General features: G+C 59.5%; 10 protein-coding genes. 2 read left to right on the top strand and 8 right to left on the bottom strand.

Going from position 1 to position 18,988, the window contains the following annotated elements:
- The 4 genes from ACSMXM_RS01665 to ACSMXM_RS01650 all read right to left on the bottom strand — a co-directional run bounded on the left by ACSMXM_RS01665 (position 1) and on the right by ACSMXM_RS01650 (position 6,521).
- The gene (locus ACSMXM_RS01665) at positions 1–309 is read right to left on the bottom strand and encodes a hypothetical protein (protein WP_460313397.1); all 309 of its coding nucleotides are present in this window, start codon (positions 307–309) and stop codon (positions 1–3) included.
- A 2-nt stretch (positions 310–311) separates the two neighbouring features.
- Complete coding sequence (locus tag ACSMXM_RS01660; protein WP_460313395.1) at positions 312–1,781, bottom strand: sulfotransferase family protein; 1,470 nt, start codon at positions 1,779–1,781, stop codon at positions 312–314.
- Between the two features lie 9 nt (positions 1,782–1,790).
- A complete protein-coding gene (locus tag ACSMXM_RS01655) occupies positions 1,791–3,950 on the bottom strand; it encodes a TonB-dependent siderophore receptor (protein ID WP_460313393.1) in 2,160 nt (719 codons plus the stop codon).
- 207 nt (positions 3,951–4,157) lie between these two features.
- The gene (locus ACSMXM_RS01650) at positions 4,158–6,521 is read right to left on the bottom strand and encodes a TonB-dependent receptor domain-containing protein (protein ID WP_460313392.1); all 2,364 of its coding nucleotides are present in this window, start codon (positions 6,519–6,521) and stop codon (positions 4,158–4,160) included.
- A 46-nt stretch (positions 6,522–6,567) separates the two neighbouring features.
- Here ACSMXM_RS01650 and ACSMXM_RS01645 point away from each other — a divergent pair, with 46 nt between their 5' ends.
- Positions 6,568–7,404, top strand: a complete 837-nt coding sequence (locus ACSMXM_RS01645) for a response regulator (RefSeq protein ID WP_460313390.1) — start codon at positions 6,568–6,570, stop codon at positions 7,402–7,404.
- Positions 7,405–7,506: 102 nt separating this feature from the next.
- On the opposite strand, the gene ACSMXM_RS01640 is transcribed toward ACSMXM_RS01645, so the two are convergent.
- The 4 genes from ACSMXM_RS01640 to ACSMXM_RS01625 form a co-directional block, all read right to left on the bottom strand.
- Entirely contained in the window at positions 7,507–10,887 is a 3,381-nt protein-coding gene (locus ACSMXM_RS01640) for an amidohydrolase family protein (protein ID WP_460313389.1), read from the bottom strand.
- 265 nt (positions 10,888–11,152) lie between these two features.
- Positions 11,153–13,867 (bottom strand): TonB-dependent receptor domain-containing protein, encoded by a 2,715-nt coding sequence (locus ACSMXM_RS01635; protein ID WP_460313387.1) that lies wholly within the window; start codon positions 13,865–13,867, stop codon positions 11,153–11,155.
- A gap of 236 nt (positions 13,868–14,103) precedes the next feature.
- Positions 14,104–14,805: a helix-turn-helix domain-containing protein gene (locus ACSMXM_RS01630; protein WP_460313385.1), complete on the bottom strand. Its 702-nt coding sequence runs from the start codon at positions 14,803–14,805 to the stop codon at positions 14,104–14,106.
- A gap of 106 nt (positions 14,806–14,911) precedes the next feature.
- On the bottom strand, positions 14,912–17,374 hold the full coding sequence (locus tag ACSMXM_RS01625; protein WP_460313383.1) for an NAD-dependent epimerase/dehydratase family protein: 2,463 nt from the start codon (positions 17,372–17,374) through the stop codon (positions 14,912–14,914).
- A 590-nt stretch (positions 17,375–17,964) separates the two neighbouring features.
- Here ACSMXM_RS01625 and ACSMXM_RS01620 point away from each other — a divergent pair.
- Positions 17,965–18,729, top strand: a complete 765-nt coding sequence (locus ACSMXM_RS01620) for a polysaccharide deacetylase family protein (protein ID WP_460313382.1) — start codon at positions 17,965–17,967, stop codon at positions 18,727–18,729.
- Positions 18,730–18,988: the final 259 nt, after the last annotated feature.

The following is an 18,988-nucleotide window of genomic DNA, read 5'->3' as shown; positions in this document are numbered from 1 at the left end:
TCAAAGAGCGCCCAGCACAGGCAGATAGGGTTCGATGGCCTTCGCCCCCGCCATCGTGCCGGTCGCCATTATCGCCATGCCCAGCGGCATGAACCAAAGCTGCCGTGCGGCAAAGGCCCACATGAAACAGGCCACCCAGACGATCCACGAATAGCTGCCCGCAACGACGAAAGCGTCCGTCCTGTCCCATCCTGCAAATCGAACCATCAGCACTGCGGCAAGCGCGGCTGTTCCCGCCGTGACAAAATATCCAAGGATGATTGCGGCAAGACAACGGATCGTGGTGCGCAGGGGCGCGGGAAGGGTCATGATCACTGCTTCCCCGGCTCAGCAACGTCGATCAGCGGTTGCAGATTGGCCGCGTATCGACGCCAGCGTCCCTGTGAACTTGCGTAGATCGGCCTACGCACCTGCCAGCGGCTGGGCGTCTGCACTGCACGTTTACTGTTGTGAAAGGAGAGGACCCGCTCGTCCCACTCCACGTCCAAGAAATCCAGCAGCGCCCGCGATTGCGGCTCCAACCCGTCAATCATATCCTCGTACCGCGCTTCGACCATCCGCGGGCCGAGCACCTCCTGCCAGTGCCCCATCAACCGCCGATAGCCGCGCCAATAATGGGCAATGTCGTCGAGGTCGGTCGCCCACCGCTGGTCAAGCGCAAAGTTCTCGACATAGATGGAGAGGCCGTTGTCGCGAACATCGCGCGTGCAATGGATGATCCGGGCACCGGGCAGCGCCAGCGCCACCAGCCCCAGATGCCAAAAATTAAGCGGTTGCTTGTCGACTACATGAGCCGCGCCGGGATCCGAAACTGCAGCGAGTCGCTGAAGATAATCTGCACCAATCGCGTCCACATGTTCCCTCGAAAGATGTGGAGCGGTTTCCGGCCATGACAGTTCGTTCCCGCCCAAACGGTCAGGCGTTCCTGTCGCCATATCTGTCAGCACATCGAGTTCACCCGCTCCGTGGATCAGGGGGTGACTGGCCAGCACCTGTTCGGTGAGGGTGGTGCCGGACCGCGGGAGGCCGACGATGAAAACGGGGCGCTCCGATGCCGTACCCCAACCCTCCCTCGCGGCAAAGAATTCGGAAGAAAAAAGCTCAATCAGGCGGTCGATCCGCCTGTCGAAGCCATTCCGGTCAAAAAGTCCGGCCTGCCGCTGTCGCGCCTGATTTGCGGCACGCCATGCAGCAAAGGCCGCTTCATGTTCGCCGCTTCGCGCCAAAGCCTTGCCCAGCGCATAGCCGATCAGCGCCGCGTCGCGCTCATCTACCTTGGCGATGCGCCTGCGTGCGCTTTCAATTGCAGAGGCCAGCGAAGCTCCCTCGGCGACGGCCAGCAGGCCGACGAGCCCTTCCGCCTCATCCGCATGACCTCGCAGCAGCCGTTCATATGCTTCCTTCGCGGCACGGCGATCACCCTTATCCTCGTAAAGTTGCGCCAGCCGCAGCGCGGGCACCAGCGCCTCCGGTTGCAAGTCCAGGGCCCGCCGGTAGGCCTGCTCGGCCTCATCGAGCCTTCCTTCGCTGGCCAATGTCTGCCCAAGCGCATTCCAGACGGACACATTGCGCGGTTCACATGCAGAAGCACGCCAAAGACATGCGATCGCGTCGACGCGCTGGTGATTGCGCGTCAGGATCCGCGCCAGGCCGACATAGGGCGCCGCGACGTTCTCATCCGCCTTGGCCGCATCGCGAAACGCTTCGAACGCGCCCGCCATGTCCCCTGCCCTCTCGCAGGCGACAGCCGCCTCGTACAATTCACGTCCCGCTTCGCTCATGTCATCAATCTATAAACTCGCGCGCAAGGTAACGTAGGCAGCGCGCGGATTGCCAAAGCGGTGCCCACCCGCCGGCGTGCCGGAGTTAAATCCAATGCTATCGCGATATTCCTCGTCCAACAGGTTCAGGACGTTCAGCTGCACCTCGAACGATTCCGACACGGGATAGGCGATCGACGCGTCCACCAGCGTGTATCCTTCATAATCGATTCCGAAGCGGGGTGCCGGTCGCTCGCTGATACCTCTCACGCCGAGACCGGTCCTGAAGCCGGAAAGCGCGCCCTCTTGGACCGTGTAGGACCCATAGACACTGAACGTCTGGCTGGGAACGAGCGCCACCGGATCGCCGACATCTTCTCCGCTGCTGCTATTGATCACTTCCGTGATACTTGCGTCGACATATCCGTAGGACAGATCCAGCGACAAGGCACGTGTCAGTTCGAGGCCCGCGTTGATTTCGAAGCCTTCGTGCTTCTGCTCGCCGGTGGCGACTACGAAGAACGGTCCGCCAGGCACGTTGTTCGGATCCGGAGTGGACACGTTCTGACGCGTAAGGGAAAATGCCGCGGCGGTCAGGTTGACGCGGCCGTCAAGCAGACTGCCCTTTATGCCGATCTCGTAATTTACTGCGGTTTCAGGATCGATCAGATCGCCGCTGCTTTGCACGCCCGTTTGCGGAATGAAGCTTTCTGCATAGCTGGCATAGCCGTTCAGACCATCGACCAATTGGTAGCTTCCACCGACACGCAGCGAAACATGGTCGTCCGGTGCCGATTCCCCTGTTGTGAGATTGCGGCGCTTATAATCGTCATAACGAAGGCCCGCGACGATCGTCAGACGATCTGTGGGACGCAGGCTTGCCTCGGCATAAGTCGAAAGAAGCTCGTCCTCCGTGTCGGAAAAGGGCGCCAGCGGCGTGCTGAAATCGGGAACGGCGTAGTTTGCTGCCTCCAGATCGGTGATGTCGACGATGCCGAGCACCCCGCCAAATGCAAAAAAGCTGGCGAATTTCGTTTTCTGTGCCGTCGCTCCAATTACCCAATCCTGCCGCTGACCGAATAATTGGAAATCCCCCACCAACTGGGCGTCGCCATAGGTGACGTTGGTGTCGCGATAGCCTTCCGAGAAATAGACATAGGCGCTGGTTTCACCAGGATCGAAGCCCCTTCCGCCGCTATAATTATATGCGCCCTGGCTGGTCTGATAATCGAAGTTGGTATCCTGATAGCTTCCCCGCATGACAAGTTTCAGATTGTCCAGAAACTCATGCTGGAACTCGGCTTCCAGATAGGTGTCTTCGCCGCTCTGATTGCCCGGTATGCCAATATAGGTCTCGGCGGTAATTTCATCGGGCACCGTGCCGTCGGTAAAGACCGGGAATACGGAGCCCGGGACACTGTCCCTCTTTGTATAGGAAGCAGACGCGTGCACACGCGTTCTGTCGGTAAAACTGGCTTCCAGCACGGGTCGTACCGCAATCGTCTCGGTATGCTCAGGATCCTGCGGACTTTGCTGGTCTTCATAGGCCAGCGTGACCCGGCCGCTGAAGACGTCCGAACCCAGCAGCGCCCCCGTATTGGCATCGCCCTCCAAGCGATAGGTTCCAAAGCTGCCGCCCCGGGCGACGAGATTCACGAAATTGCCCGGCCTTGGCGCCTTTGTAACCTGGTTTATGACGCCGCCGGGGATGACCGGCCCTAACAAGATGGAACTTGGCCCCTTGATGACCTCGATCCGCTCGATCTGCGAGATGTCACGGCGACCAGCCCCGCGGCTGTCATTTTCCGGCCGGTTGTCGGTGAGAACCGTGCCGTACAAACCGCGGATAAGATATGAGCCGCCGCCCGGCAGCAATTGCGTCTGCCGACGGACCACGTTCGGTAGAGTTTCCAGGAAATCTAACGGGTTGATGAACCCACGCTCCCTGATCGTATCGGCGTCAATAGTTTCCAGGCTGAATGGCAGTTCGACCGGTTCAATCGGCAGCCGGTTGATCAGCGAATTCTGAAATTTCCCGGATATGACGATCGTTTCGTCTTCCGCGACTTCTTCCTCGCGGGTATCGCCTCCATCCCGGCGCAGATCAGAGGCCGTCATCTCCTGCGCGTAGAGACCCTGCGCGCATACGCTGAGAACGATCGTACTCGTCCCGACCAACAAGGATTTCATGCCACCCCCCTTCTGTGCGACTCATTCGCATTTTCATTAGCAGGAGTGTCATTAATTGCTGGAACCGAGAGTGCAAGACCAGATCCGGCACAGCATGCTCCGGTGTTCATCTCGTCCTCATCGTCTCCGAGACTTCGCCATATACGAACGTCCCCCACGCCTTTCGCAGGGCCATCGCCCTCTACGGGGTAAACCAGACGGCCTTTCTCAAAATCGCGCGGTTAGATTCACCCAATAGCTGCGCGTTCTATCCTTGTTGTTGTAGTGATCGGTGAAGCTGGGCGTCCATGTCCCATCGCCATTATCGGCGAAATCCACGGAATAGCTGGTGAAATCCTGGTCGAGCAGATTGTTTATCCGTCCGCCTACTGTGACGAAATCGTTCAGGCGGTACTGTGCGCCCAGATGCAAAACCTCATAGTCGCGGAAATATAGCTGTCGGCCTGTGATCGCATCGACACCCCGATACCGGCGGGAGCGCAATTCGCCTACCAATTGGACACTCAGGCGGCTGGTTACGTTCCAGTCCAACGTGGCATTGGCCATGTGGCGCGCCGTATTGGCCAGAGGCAGCCCCTGATCGGCACCGCTTTTCTGCTCGCTGTCGGTCAGGGTGTAATTTGCTCGCAGCGACAGGCCGCGCAGGAACTGATAGCGCCCGGCAACCTCGACACCCTTGATCTTGGCCTTGTCGATATTGACCGGCTGGGACAGTCCGCCAATGCCCAGAATTTCCCAATACGCGCCCAAATTGGCGCAGGGACGCACACCGCCGGTTTCTGAACAGGTGCCAGTGACAGCCTGCCGCATGATCTTGTCTTCGAAATCGTTCTGAAACAACGTGATGTTGATACCGCTTGCGCTCGTCGGGTTCCAATAGACGGCGACTTCGCTGTTGACGCTGGTTTCGGGCTCCAGATCAGGATTGCCGGCCCATGGATTGGTTCCCTGGCCGCCATAACCGGTAATTCCATCATAGAGATCGGTGGTTTTGGGTGTCTTGTAGCCAGTGCTCACCCCGCCCTTGACAGTCAGCGTCGGCGTAACGCTGAACACGGCATATAAGCGGGGGCTGACCTGACCGCCGAACACGTCATGCTCGTCATAACGGACACCGCCGGTGATGGTCAGCGGCGTGATCGGCGACCAATTATCCTCTGCGAATACCGACCATTGCTTTTGCGGCTGAACCGCACTCAACCCTTCGGCGCTCGCCTCCAGACCGAACACGCTGTCTTCCAGTTCGCCGTCGATATATTGCCCGCCGACCACGAAACGATGCGTCCCTGCCAAGTCTTCAAGCGGAATGTCCAGCCGGGCGTCTAGCGTATATTGACTGCTCTGCAGCGTCCTTTTCGGCCGCGGGAGGAACGTTTCCTCGGCAATTCCCCTGCGCTCCTCTTCGGGCAGGCCGGCATACTCGCCCGTGCCGTCATACATATCCTGCAACAACACACGCTCGGCGACGGAAAAGGGTACGGTGCGGCCATTATTGTCGGTTTCGACATAGGCCAGTGAGATGAAGCTGTTGCCGAAGCCCCAGTCGCCTTGATGCGTCAACGCCCAATTCATCCGTTCGAAGGTTTGATCCGCGCTGTAGCCTACCCGCGGTGCGACCATTCCTCCGCGCGCCTGCCAAATGGTGTCGATGCTGTCGACCGCGCCGAGCGGAAAGCTGGTCGTACCGGTGGCCGGGTCGGTAATGGGCGTATTATCATACTCTTGCTTCGAAATGTCGAAATCAATGCTCAGGCTCTGATTGTCGGTGGGCGTGAAGCCCAGCGTGAAACCCACGCTCTTATTTGTATTATCGGTGGTCTTGCCGCCGCCGCCAAAGCCAAGTCCGCGCACGTGCACCACGCCGGCCGGGTCGACGGCAGGTTCGAAATCAGGTGTAGATGCATTTCTTTCATAGATCGATCCGCGCAGGCTGATCCCGATCAAGCCGGGGACGATCGGACCACTGATGCCGGCATCGATGGTCGTGTCGTCGCCGAAATTGTCGTCCTCTTGAAAGTTACGGCCGAAAGTCGCGGATCCGCTCCAGCGGTCCGCGACTTTCTTGGTAATGATGTTGATGACGCCGCCCAGCGCATCTGCACCGTAAAGCGTGGAGGCAGGCCCGCGAATGACCTCTATCCGCTCGATCGTGTCGAGCGGCGGGATATGGTTGAACTGGTTGCCCCCGAAATTATTCGGATAGATGTCGCCGTGATTGTTCTGACGTTTCCCGTCGATCAGAATCAGCGTGTAGTCGGACCCCATGCCACGAATGCTGATTGTGCGCTGTCCGGTCTTGTCGGATGTTTCGCCCACATCGACGCCCTCCAGATCCCGCACGGCGTCAATCAAGGTGATATAGGGGCGCTGCTTCAGCTCCTCCTGCGTGACGACGCTGATGCTAGCCGGAGCATCGGTAATCTTCTGTTCAAACCCAGAAGCGGTGACGACGATCTCCTCATCCAAGGACGGATCCTGCGCAATGGCAGGTGCGCCGAGGCAAAGTGCCAATGTGCTGAGCGCAGCACCCCCGGCCAGACGCATGTTGCGCCGCGTAAAGGAATAGATCATGAAGCCCCCTGTATTGCTAATGGTTCGCATTTAAATTTGGGGCGCAATGAGCGGAATGATTTGCTACGGTCAATCGGAGAAAGGCGGGCGCAACACTTCGTTACAAAGCCCGGCGTCCGCGCTGCTTCAGGCGGCTGGTAATGCGCTTGCCGCCGATCTCTCGACCCCTGCCCACATTGTAGTTGTTGAAGACGATGCGCCCCTAAGGGCCTTAATCGCGCGTCTGTTGAGAGAGGGCGGCCATCGCGTCACAGGTGTGGCGGACGGTCGCCAATTAAGCAGGCTGATGAACCGTGCCGCCGACCATCAGATTGATCTGTTGCTGCTGGATATCATGCTGCCAGGTGAGGACGGACTGACCTTGTGCCAGCGTATTCGCGCCACCAGTCCTATGCCCATCATCATGATCAGTGCGCGTGGGAAAGAGGCAGACCGGGTCGCCGGCCTGGACGCGGGAGCGGACGATTATCTAGCAAAACCTTTCAGCCGCTCCGAACTCCTCGCACGCGTGCGCGCCGTACTGCGCCGCGCAGCCATGGCCACGCCGCAGCAGGGGCCGGGTTGCAAATGGCTGTGCTTTGCAGGCTGGAGATACCACGTCGGGCGTCAGCAGCTCTACGCGCCCGGCGACGTCCGGGTGGTCTTGACGGCGGCAGAGAACGATTTGCTTCTGGTACTGTTGCGCAACCCCCAGTGTACATTGGGGCGTGAGCGTCTGCTGGAATTGTCGCGCCAGCGGATCGGCAATACCACTGATCGCAGTATCGACGTTCTGATCAGCCGACTGCGACGGAAGTTGGAGGGTGCGGCTGAGGGGGGAGAGATCATTCGGACGGTGCGCGGGGTTGGATACATGTTTACCGCCGATGTGAGCGCCGGCTGAGTGAACCTTCATACGGCGCTGCATGGCTTTCTTGCAGCGCCGATGAAAGCAGACCGGCGTCGATGCCTGCCAATGCTAATATCGTAGGCAGGGCGGTTCTTGCTATTCCCACCAATAAGCGGCGCGCCGGGCATCGCCGGTGACGATCTCATTCATTGTCGGAGCGTCATAGGCGCGGCCGCCCAGGACTACCGTCTCGACCCGTTCCGTATTACGGATGTTATCGAGAGGATTGCCGTCGAGGATTACCAGATCGGCCAGCTTGCCGGGTTCCAGCGAGCCGATTTCCCGGTCCATGCCAAGAGACCGCGCGGGGACGATCGTCGCGGCCTGCAGCGCCTCCAGCGGGGTCATGCCGCCGCGCACGAATGACCAGATCTCCCAATGTGCGCCGATCCCGGCCTGCTGCCCATGCGCGCCGATCGACACCTCTACCCCGCGCCGTGCGAGCTTCGCCGCCTCGCGAGCGACCTCGTCATCGACAAAATCATCTTCGGGCGCTGTCACGCGGCGAGCCGTCTGAGCGCGCAAGATGGCCGGCGGCGTGTGCGCCGCCAGCAGCGGCTGTTCCCACACATTCGTCGCCTGCCGCCAATAGGGATCACCGGCCAGCCCGCCATAGCCCACCACCAGCGTAGGTGTGTAATTGCTGTCCGATTGTTCGAAGAACTGCAAAACATCCTCGTACATGACCATCACCGGCACATTGTGCTCCAGCGTAGAATTACCGTCGGCGATCAGGTTCATGTCCATCCCGAACAGGGACCCGCCCTCGGCGACCACCAGCATATTTTCCTGCCGTGACGCCTCCACGACCATTTGCCGCTGGTCGCGGCGCGGCTGGTTGTAATTCTTAACGCTGGGGGCGCCCTGCGCCTTCAGCCGGCGGACATGGTCCAGCGCATCTTCCAGCGTATCGATCTGCGCATAGGCGTAGGGATTGCGTGCGCCATAGATGATCCGCCCCGTGGAGAACATGCGCGGGGCCAGCATCATCCCGGCCTTTTGCATCGCCGCGCCCACGAAAAAGGCGGTGTCGCTCGACGGATCGTGAAGCGTGGTCGTGCCAAGCGCCAGATTCTGAACCAGATTCCAATTCTGCTGCGGAACCAGCTCGTCCTCATCATAGCTACCATGAGCGTGTGCATCGATCAGGCCGGGGATGATCGTTTTGCCCGCTGCATCGATGGTAGGCGTTCCGGCGGGATAGGTCATCGCAGCGGTCGGTCCGATAGCGGCGATCTTGTTGCCTTCGATTAGGATCGTGCCATTTTCGATGATACCTCCGTCCGCAACGGCCCCATCACTCCCGGCCATGGTAATGATCCGCGCCCCGGTAATGGCGAGTGTGCCCGCGGCTTTTCCCGCCGGCATGCTGCGCCGCATGGACACCCCGGTCTGGGGCGGCTGATACGCTGCCGGCTCTTCCCCCTGCGCAGGAGGGGCCGAAGCAAACAGGTCCGCCAGCGGCGCCGTGTAGAGCGTCGGGCCAAGCGACCAGTGCAGCCGGTCGCCGTCAGAGGACCAATGCACATATTCTGCGCCGGAGTCAGAGATTTCGACCATCGGCAGGCTCTTTGCCTCTGCCGATATGGTGATCGCCTGCCCGCCCGGCATCAGCGGCATGGCATAGGCGTCGTAATTTTCGGTGAAGACGACATATCGCCCGGTCGGCGACACCATATAGCCGGTGACGAGATCGCCCTTTGCATGCACACGTTCGTCACTGCCGTTCATGTCGGTGGAAACGAGAATGTGAGCTCCCTCCCGCGAACCGGTCATGAAAATGCGGTCATTATCGGCACCGAAGTGCGGGCGGGCCATGTCGCGGCTGATCAGCACGGCATCGCCACCGGACGCGGCGATGCGATAGACGCCGGGATTGTCGCTGAATTCTGGCGCGGTCAGAAAGCCGCCCTCGCCCTTTTCAAAAACGATCATTTCGCCATCGGGAGAAAAGTGCGGCCGCGCATAATGGCCTGGCACGCTGGTGACGGACTGTGCACCACGCCCATTTGCCCCAATCGTTCGCACCTCGCCCAGGCCCGCATCGGTCCATTTGACATAGACGATGCGTGATCCGTCGCGCGACCAGCTGGGGAACAGCTCCATGCCATCTTCACCATTTGTCAGTCGCCGCATCGTGTCGCCGCCGGCTGGCATGGTGTACAACTTGCCCAGGCTCTCGACCACGATCGTGCTGCCGTCGGGCGAGACTTCGGCGAAGCGCGGCATGGTCGCCTGCACCTGATCCTGCTCAACTGGAATCACCGGGTGCGGTGCGTTGGCGATGCCGCGCGTGTCATTTACAGCGAATGGGATTACGCCCGCGCGCGATCCATCCGCATCGATCCGTCTGATCTTGCCGCCCGCCCAGAACAGGATTGATCGGCTGTCCGGGGTCCAGCCCATGTTCGGATAGACACCTGTAACGGCCCAGGTCTCCTGAACATCCTTGTCCAGGTCATCATAGATCTTGCGCTCTTCCCCGGTCGCCAGATCCTTGACGTACAGGCGCGACTGCGTCGCCTCGCGCCGGACGAAGGCGATCTTCGTTCCATCTGGCGAAGGCGTGGGGCGGACCGCGCCGCCATAGCCGCTGATCGCCGTGGTGACCTTGTCCGTATTCAGGTCATAACGTTCGATGTTGAACAGGTCCTGATTGGAATCCTGCGCATATTCAAAGATCGGCCCCGGCGTGATGTTGCGCGTATAATAAATGGCGCTGCCATCGGGGGCGTAGATCGGTTCGCCCAGTTCCTTCTGATGCTGCTCGTCGGGTCGCTCCACCAGTGCCACGCCGCTGCCACCGGATACATGGTAGAGCCACACCTCACCCGTTCCGAGCGAGCGGCCGGTGGTGAAATGCTTCTTGGCCGCGATGAATTGGCCATCGGGCGACCAGGTCGGCTGGTTCAGCAGGCGAAACTCCTCGTTCGTTAGCTGCCGCTTGTCCGACCCGTCGGCATTCATCAGCCAGATATTGTCGCCGCCGCCCCGATCGGAGGTAAAGGCGATGCGCGTGCCATCGGGGGAGAACCGCGGCTGCACCTCCCACGCCAGGCCCTCAGCAATGCGTTTCGGCGTACCGCCGGCAATGGGCATGGTGTAAATGTCGCCGAGAAGAGCAAACGCGATCATGTCTCCATCGGGGGAGACATCCAGGTCCATCCACGTGCCTTCGTCGACGCGGATCGGCACCTGCCTGATCGTGGCGCCAGGAGGATTATTGACGTCCCACTCCGGTTCTTGCTCATCCGCATCGGGCGCGCCCTGCCCGTCATTGTCGGAGGCAGCTACGGTCGCGTCATCCTCAGGCGCGGGGCGCGGCGCTGCATCTGGCGGCAGAACCTCGCGCGTGTTTTGGTCCTCGGGTGCCTCGCTCTGCTCCACCGGCCGGGGCTCGCCTTCGGGAGCGGGGGCCTGAGCGCTGGCGCTGCTGCTCAGCAAGGCAGCCAGCAGGGAAATGACAGAACGGTTCATGGGGACACCCTTTACATCGAGGCGACACCCATAGCGGCGCTCTGCCACAGAGAAAAGTAAGGTGGGCAAGCCCGCCACTGACTTGGCTGGATTTTCTTGGCATTGCCCCCGGCCAGCGCGGTGACGACGTACTCGGCGGCGGCGACGTGTCTAAAATACCTTTGGGGCGAACGCCATTGCCAGCGTAGCCGCAGAGCGTAGGCGAGACCGCACTGCCGGCCCCATTTTCGGGAACGCGGCAGCACGGTTCAGCGCCCCAACCAGATCAGAGGCTGATACGAGCGCCAAACGTGTAGTAGGTACCTACACCATTATAATGGGTATTGGTCGTTTGGATGACGAGCGGCGGATCAACATCAAAGAGGTTGTTGACGTTACCGAAAACAGTGAATCTTTCATCGACCTTGAACTGCGCGCCGAGATCCACATAGGTCCGTGCGTCTATATCGTTGTTGACGATCGGCTGGCTGCTGTCGAAATCGCCTCCGCCCACATAGCGGATGCGCGCGTCGAGGCCGATCGTATCGCTCTGATATGTCAAACTCAGATTGCCACGCCATTTCGGTACGCCGTCCAGCACCGTGTCGCCTACGTCCCCGGCGACATCCCGATTATTGAACGCCAGCTCGTCCACATAGGTTGCAAGTGCCCGGACGCCCAGAGTTCCCGGTAGGTTTGAAATGCGCGACAGGGGCATATTGTAAGATGCTTCAACATCTACGCCAGATGTCTGAAATTGAGCAATATTCTGCGACGGGGCAAAAAAGGTCGTGATCGTTCCCGTATCGTCGCGAACGATCAGGTCACACGCCGCAGAGTCGCCCGCTGCACAAGCCGCAGTGACGTCCGTCGCTTCGGGCGTTGTGATGGCGTTGCCGATCTTGATGTCATAATAGTCGACTGACAGGTTGAAGCCTGAGAGAAACGATGGAGACAGTGTGATGCCGGCGGTCCACGTCTTGCCGACCTCTGGCACAAGGTTCGGATTACCGCTGCTTAACCTCGTGATGCGGGGATTTGGATTGTAATCAGGGTCGTTGCGACCTGCGCTATCGCTGTCGTTAACCGTAATGATGCCGATCTGGGAGCTTGAAAACAGTTCGCTGAGGCCAGGCGCCCGTATATCGCGGGAGCGGGTAACTCGCAGCAAAATATCGTTGAACAGGCGCGCGGTTCCGCCCAGTTTCCACGACCAGATCCCGCCGGACTGGCTGTAGTCGGAATAGCGGGCAGCGCCGTTGAACTCGACATTCATCTGTTCCACATCAAGCAGCGGCAGCAGCAGTTCGCCAAAGCCTTCCTGCACATCGATATTGCCCTCGACCGGGTTCGCGTAAATTGCCGTTCCAAAGACACCGGCTGCATCCAGTTCGCCGACGTCCTGTTGCTGTTCCTCCCAACGGGATTCTGCGCCCACCGCGATACTTACCGGCCCTGCCCAAAGCGAGAACGGCTCGCCCTGAAGCCGTACTGCAGCCGAGTCGAGCTTGTTAACCGTGTGCTGCATCTGCGTGCCGCTGACGTAATCCACGGCTGCGGCAGAGGCTGCATTTTCACCGAAGGGGTTGAAGGGCACGCATGCCGGATCGTCATTCGTGGGATCGGCATCGGCATTGACTGCGCAGACGATCTCACCGCCTGACCGCACCGCGTCCAGGGCGCGTGAAAAGTTGGCGGGAATCGATGAATTGTAGAATTTCGCGTCGCTGTCGACTTCGCCATGGCTGAAATGGGCATCGTACTGCCAGCCGGCGCCGAACTCTCCATTCACGCCGACAGCGACCTCCTTGTTTTCGCGAAGATGGTCATATTGCAGCAGAAACGCATCGCGAGATACGCGACCGAGAAGGAACGACGGCTCTCCCGCAGCGGCCAGTTGCTGCCGAATATTGGCCGACAGGAAAGGGTTCGTCGCGCTGATGGGCGACACCAGAATGCTCTGTGCCGTATCGGGCAGGAACGGCTGATTCACATCTGCGCGGCCATAGGTCCCATCGAGCCAGATCGTGGCGCCGCCGACATCGTAGCTGAGCCGTGCATAGCTCGCGAGGCGCTTCAGCGGACTGCCTACGATCAGAGTATCGTAAAATCCAAAATCGTCCGACGCCTGGAAGGGCCGCAGACTGCCGTCAGGATTGAAGACCTGCCCGGCCAGCGAGCCGCTGAGAATATTGCCCGGAAAGGTAAGGCCGAGGCCATTTACGTCGGGTTGCAGCTCTACCTGACCACCCTCAATCGGAACAAGATTGGCGCCCAGCCACGGACGGTCTCCCCGCCCGGTAATGCCGATCCCCTTATCGTCCAGATATTCGGCGCCGATCATGAAGTGGCCTCTGCCATCGGCGAAATCGGTGCCGAACGACGCGTCGACGCCATAGCGCATACCGTCCCCGCGGGACGAGATTCCCGTTTGGCCGCCGACCGAAAATCCGTCCAGATCCTCGTTCAGGATGATGTTGACGACGCCTGCTACCGCGTCAGAGCCCCAGGCAGCCGACGCACCCCCGGTGACCACCTCGAGACGTTCGACCAGATTGGTTGGGACATAGTTGAGATTATTATCACCGACGAAGCGCCGGCCATTGAGAAGCGTAAGCGTCCGATCCGCGCCCAGACCCCGCAGATCGGCCGGGGCCGTTCCGCTCCTCAAATCAGCGATCGTTCCGCTGGGTGATATGGTGTTGCGAAACTGTGGCTGGTCGTTGAGCACCTGCTGCAGGTTCTGCCGTGCCGCCTGGCGGATCTCGGCATCGCCAATAACGGTCGTAGGCGTCGGCTGGTCAAAGCCGGCGCGATTGATTCGCGACCCAGTCACGACAATCGTTTCCTGGTCGACCACGCCGGCTTCTTCGGCGGGCGTGTCATCAGGCTGTGCGATGATGGCGGTCGATTGAGCAATAGCTGCCGTGCCGGCAATTATAGCAATGCCTGCAGCAGAAGCCGACAAGGACGCGCGTGCCACCAGATGCCTCGAAAACATGACGTAAGTCTCCCTTGGATGAGCTTTGCAGCCTTGGTCGAGGAGCGACATCGCGAATGTATTCGGGTGCTTTCAAACCGATATCCGGTCCGGCATTCCCCCAGAGGCCGCCCCCACAGCCATATTTGCACATCAAGCAATAAAGAACAAAGTTTGCAGATCAAGCAAAAAAATTGCGCGAGCAGCGCTCAACGATCCGGTGGATTTGCGATGATAAAGATAGCACTCCGCCCGGCTCAGTTGCGTTGAACAGCTTTCCAGCTTTCAGGAGTAAAAGGTCGCGATTCCAGCAGCCCTTCCTGGGCCTCCACGCCGTGAAAATAGACGGAGAGCAATTCCGCCTCCTGATTATTCCCTGCAACGACGCTGTGCCAAACGGCGCCGTCCATGAAAAGCGCATCGCCAGGCTGCAAGATGACAGGTTCCCTGTCCTGACAGTAAAGCACCACATCGCCCCGAATCACGTAAATCATCTTCTCGCATGGATGCCGTACGAAATCGGTATCCCAGATACTGACCGCCTGAACCACCAGATGCATGCACTCGAACGAGCGGTCGCTGTCCTTTCCGAACAGATAATTGAAGCTCAACTCCCGATCGATGACGGGTTTTCGCTTATTGGCCCGGTCGACCACCATACGCGGCCCCGACCCGGAAACAGGCTTCTCAGGCCGCATCCGTTCACGGATCCTCAGCATGTTGCCGGAAACCAGGTCTTCCGGAAGGACGCCTAAGGCGGATGCCAGCACCTCGATCCTGTCGACCGTCAAGCGAAGCTGCGTGTTTTCGATGCGAGATAGCGAAGAGACCGAAATGCCCGTCAGTTCCGAGAGCCGTCCCAACGTCATCTTCTGACGCTTCCGAAGCCTGCGAACCAACGCCCCCAAGGCATTCGGCATGGTTTGATCCATCACCTTGCTGGCCTGCTCGATTTTCATGACGGTCTAGTATCCCCGGGCCCGGCTCTTGGCTAGCTGGACCACGGACAATCGCTACTCCCGCCCATCCTCTGACAACAGTCCGAAAGCCAGGCTCTGCACTATCTTAGACGATGCGACTGTCCCATTGCCCATAGGATTGACGCACCGCTCCGCGCCGGAAGCTGAGTGCGATAAGGGCGACGCCCGCAACGATGCTGCCAATCATATGGGGGGCCGACGCTTCGTAGGCGAAGGGTGTGACAAACAGGGCGGCACCCAGGGGCACAAGCAGATAACGTAGCGCCCGCGCCACCTCTGCTGCAGCAATCGAAATAACGGTAAGGGCAAGGAAACCGATCACATGATCCGCATCCGCCATTCCGCCTTCAGCACCGAAGGTCAGACGCGTGAACAACAGCGACAGGGCCACCATGCCGGCCAGTCCCAGGTTCCACGGCACACTGACGCCGCCCGCCCACATATCCGCTAGAACGGCGCGCGGACCTTGGGCGAATTCATCTTCTGGTGAAGTACGAGCCCCTTCATCAGTATCGCCAAAGAGAAACACGCGCAGCCACGGGCGACCGGCCTTCGCGCGTCGGCGAATGAACTGGATCGTCGCCAGCAATTCGTCGAGCGAATAGGGAATCTGGATCAGCATCGCTGCCGCCCCCACTAGAGTCAGGGTCGCCCAGGTGCCGATCACAATCGGCTGGATGATCACAAAAGCGATTGATACGATACCGAGCGGAGCGATCATCAGCCCAAAGAGAAACACCAGCCAGGGCATGGTTCGCCAGCGTGCGCGCGAACCGACGAGGCCGGTTACGATTTCAAGCGCGTAGGTATACCCTCCCAGCGCAGCATCTGGAACGGGAAAGGCTTCGGACACGGAGGAGGTGACGACCGCTTCGGTGCCGTTCTTCGCCGGCTCCCCCGGCAAACCGGAAAAAAACGGATCCCAAACGCCACTCACATGGTCGAGCTGATATCCTGTAAGGTAGCGCGACACGAGGAGCCCTATCAGGGCCAGGAAGATGATCGGGATGCGCTGCGTCCAGGCGGACGGGTTAAACGACCAATTGGGCGGCACCTCTGGCCCCGTCATGCTCGCGACCATTGACGGTCCAGGTTCGGGCCGGGTGCCAACCGCCAGGCCAAATGCCAGGGCGCCGACCAGCGTGTCGGAAAGGTAGGACGCCGGATTCTCCGTCCAGAACAGGAATGGCACAGCCATGATTGCGGCGCCGACCCCCGCCGACGCCCAGCGTGCCCAGGTAAAGCGCCACGAAAGAGACAGGCTGGCAAAAAGGATCAGCGCCGCCCCCAGCAGAACCTCGGACCAGAATAGCCAAGGGTCGTTCACTTCAATCATGACCGGCTGCGCCAATATCCAGCAGCCTAGGGCAATGTTGACGAAATGCGCCCACCGTGAACCGGCATGTTCGGCCTGACGCCATTCTTCGTAACGGTTTCGCAGCGCCTCCGGGTCCGGCCCGGCGGCCTCCGTCTCCTCGACAAAGGCGGGGGCGGGAATCTTGTTCGCCTCGTACCAGGCTGCGGGATCCGCTTTTAGCGTCTCGACGATGGCGGGGAGTTCTTCTGCCAACCGGTGCTTCGGTTCCCAACCGAGCAATTCACGAGCGCGAGTAATGTCCAGCGCGTAATGATCGCTGGCCATGCGCGTCATGAAAGGCTGGATGAATGGCTTTTCGCCATGGTCGATGGCGTCGGGAATGACGGGTTCGGCCTTGTTCTGCGCCCAGGCTCCAGCCTCGGCGAGGGGCGCCGGCAGCCGAAGGGTTTTCCATTCATCTTCTCCGTGGATCAGACGGCCAAGTCTGTCCTGAAGATCTGCATAGCCCAGCGCGTTTTCCTCGCCGACAAGGATAACGGTTTCTCCAGAGAAGAACTCGCGCCGGTCGACAGTGCGGACAAATGCATCGACCATGTCGTCGCGGTGCACCATTGACTGCCCGGCGTCGGTATCTCCGGAATAGAAATGACCCTGTAGGTCGCGCTCATAGATCCTCGCGACCTGGTTTGCGAAAGTGGGTACTGACGTCTGCGCATCGTAAATGCCGGCCAGGTGCAGAAAGACGACGGGTATGTCGCCGCGCTCTGCGCGGATCGCCGCCTCTGTCTCCGCCTTCGACTTGGGATAGGCCCAACCTGGCTCGATTGGAGTATCCTCACTGATGCGCTCCCCCGGCCGAGTAGCAGCATGGACCAACATCGTGCCGGAATAGACGAACTGCTCCACCTCTAGCGCCTGAAGCGCCCGCACCAGATTGCGGCTGCCCTCAACGTTGACGGAACGATATTGCGGCTTGTCCTCTCCGCTGAAATCAAAAAACGCCGCCAGATGAATGACGCTCGCTATGCGGGCGCCATGCTCTTCTCTCACGCGCCGGACTGCCTCTTCGACGCTGGTCTGGCTGGTCAGGTCCACTTCCAGAATTGGATAGTCAGTGTCCCCGGCCTGCATATCCAGCCCGACGACGCGATAATCGTCCTTGAATGCAGCGGCCAGCGTGCGTCCGATATTGCCGGCGGCGCCAGTGATCAGAACTATCGGCTTCGGCATACGCGGATCGCCCGTCTGGTCTGTGCAAGGGTCGCATTCACCCTACTGCTGGCGATGTCGTTGGTTCCCCAATTGGCCTGCGGGAACGCAGCCAGGCCCCCGTAACGGATGTAGATGGCTCCCCCCATCGTGGGCGCAAGCGGCAGACCCCTCGACAGATCATTCAATATATATCCAAATTGGACATGGTTACGACAGAAAGACAGATATTTTCTTGATATAATATTTGCTCACTTAGCAAATACATGGAATTCCTATTCTGTACTTTCTAAGTTTCTTTTATGCCGAGTACTTATCGGATATAAATCACAAGTTCTTGATTGCTCGACGCGTTCGACGCGCGGCCGATAAGGGCACAACTTTAATCTACTTTCCCTCTGGGAAACGCGCACATGCAGACCCGTGTTGCGGTGCGCTAAATGGCTAAAGACGCAATTTACAGCGCGCTGCGTGCAAGCGGCCTCTTCAAGCTATCCAATCACCTGACACGAAATGGCCTTCGCATCCTGTGTTACCACGGCCTGTGGGAAACGCCCGGCCTGGGTTATGGGGACAGGCTGTTCATGCCTGTCGCGCAGTTCGAGGCGCGAATGCAGTATCTGGCGCGCTCTGGTCGACCGGTTCTTTCACTGGATGATGCGGTGCGCCGCCTCGGCGCCGGCACTCTGCCGAGAGGGGCAACCGTCATCACCATCGACGACGGATGGGCATCAACCGTGCGCATGGCGGAGATACTGGCGCGATATCGGCTGCCCTCCACAGTTTACGTCACCACCTGGTACATCGATAACCCCGCGCCGATCATCCAGGTAGCCGCGGATTACATCTCGTCGATATCGGGCCAACCAGTTCCCGACGATCTGATGTTCCTGCCCCGGAATCAGCGTGAAGCGGCTCTTTTGCGCTTCGGGAAGGACGCGGCCGTGCCAGGCGACTGGCACGGAATAAGACAATTTCACCTGATGACGCCGGACGAACTCGCAAGGGTCTCGGCGCTGGGCATGGACATCCAGTTGCACACACATCGGCATAATATGAACAATCTGGCCAGCGAGCTTGAGGATAATGCAGACGCTCTCGCCCGCTTGGGTTTTGAGAATAACCGGCTGGAGCATTTCTGCTATCCCAGCGGAAATTACCGAACTGAACATTTCAACGTCCTGCAGCAGCGGGGTGTTCGGTCCGCGACCACATGTGTGGCGGGCTTGAATTTCCGGAACACGCCGCCCCTGGCTTTGAAGAGATTCCTGGACGGCAAAAGCGTAAGTGATGCAGAATTCGATGCTTATCTGATGGGATTTCAAGCCATTGCGGATGGTACGCGAGAAAGAATCAGCAGTATTCGCGGCCAATGAGAGCCTGATTGCCGCCGCCTTCTCCCGCATCATGTTGCGGCGCGGCCGATAGACGCAGTCTTTCCTGATCCCGATTGGGTATTGTCAGTTGGGGTCCGCTATCAATATTTCATAGCGTCTTTCGCAGCATAGCGGCTAGGATCTTATCCGCTTGATCAAATGTGTCAGCCAACGCGTGCGTACGGACTAATTCCAAAGCCGGCATTGGCCGCAGGTAAAGATATACGGGATTTTTACGTCGAAGCAGGTAACAGCTGCA

The organism is Pacificimonas sp. ICDLI1SI03 (assembly GCF_054740865.1).
The sequence above is the reverse complement of the archived record's forward strand: the minus strand, read 5'-3'. Positions and strand labels throughout refer to the sequence as shown.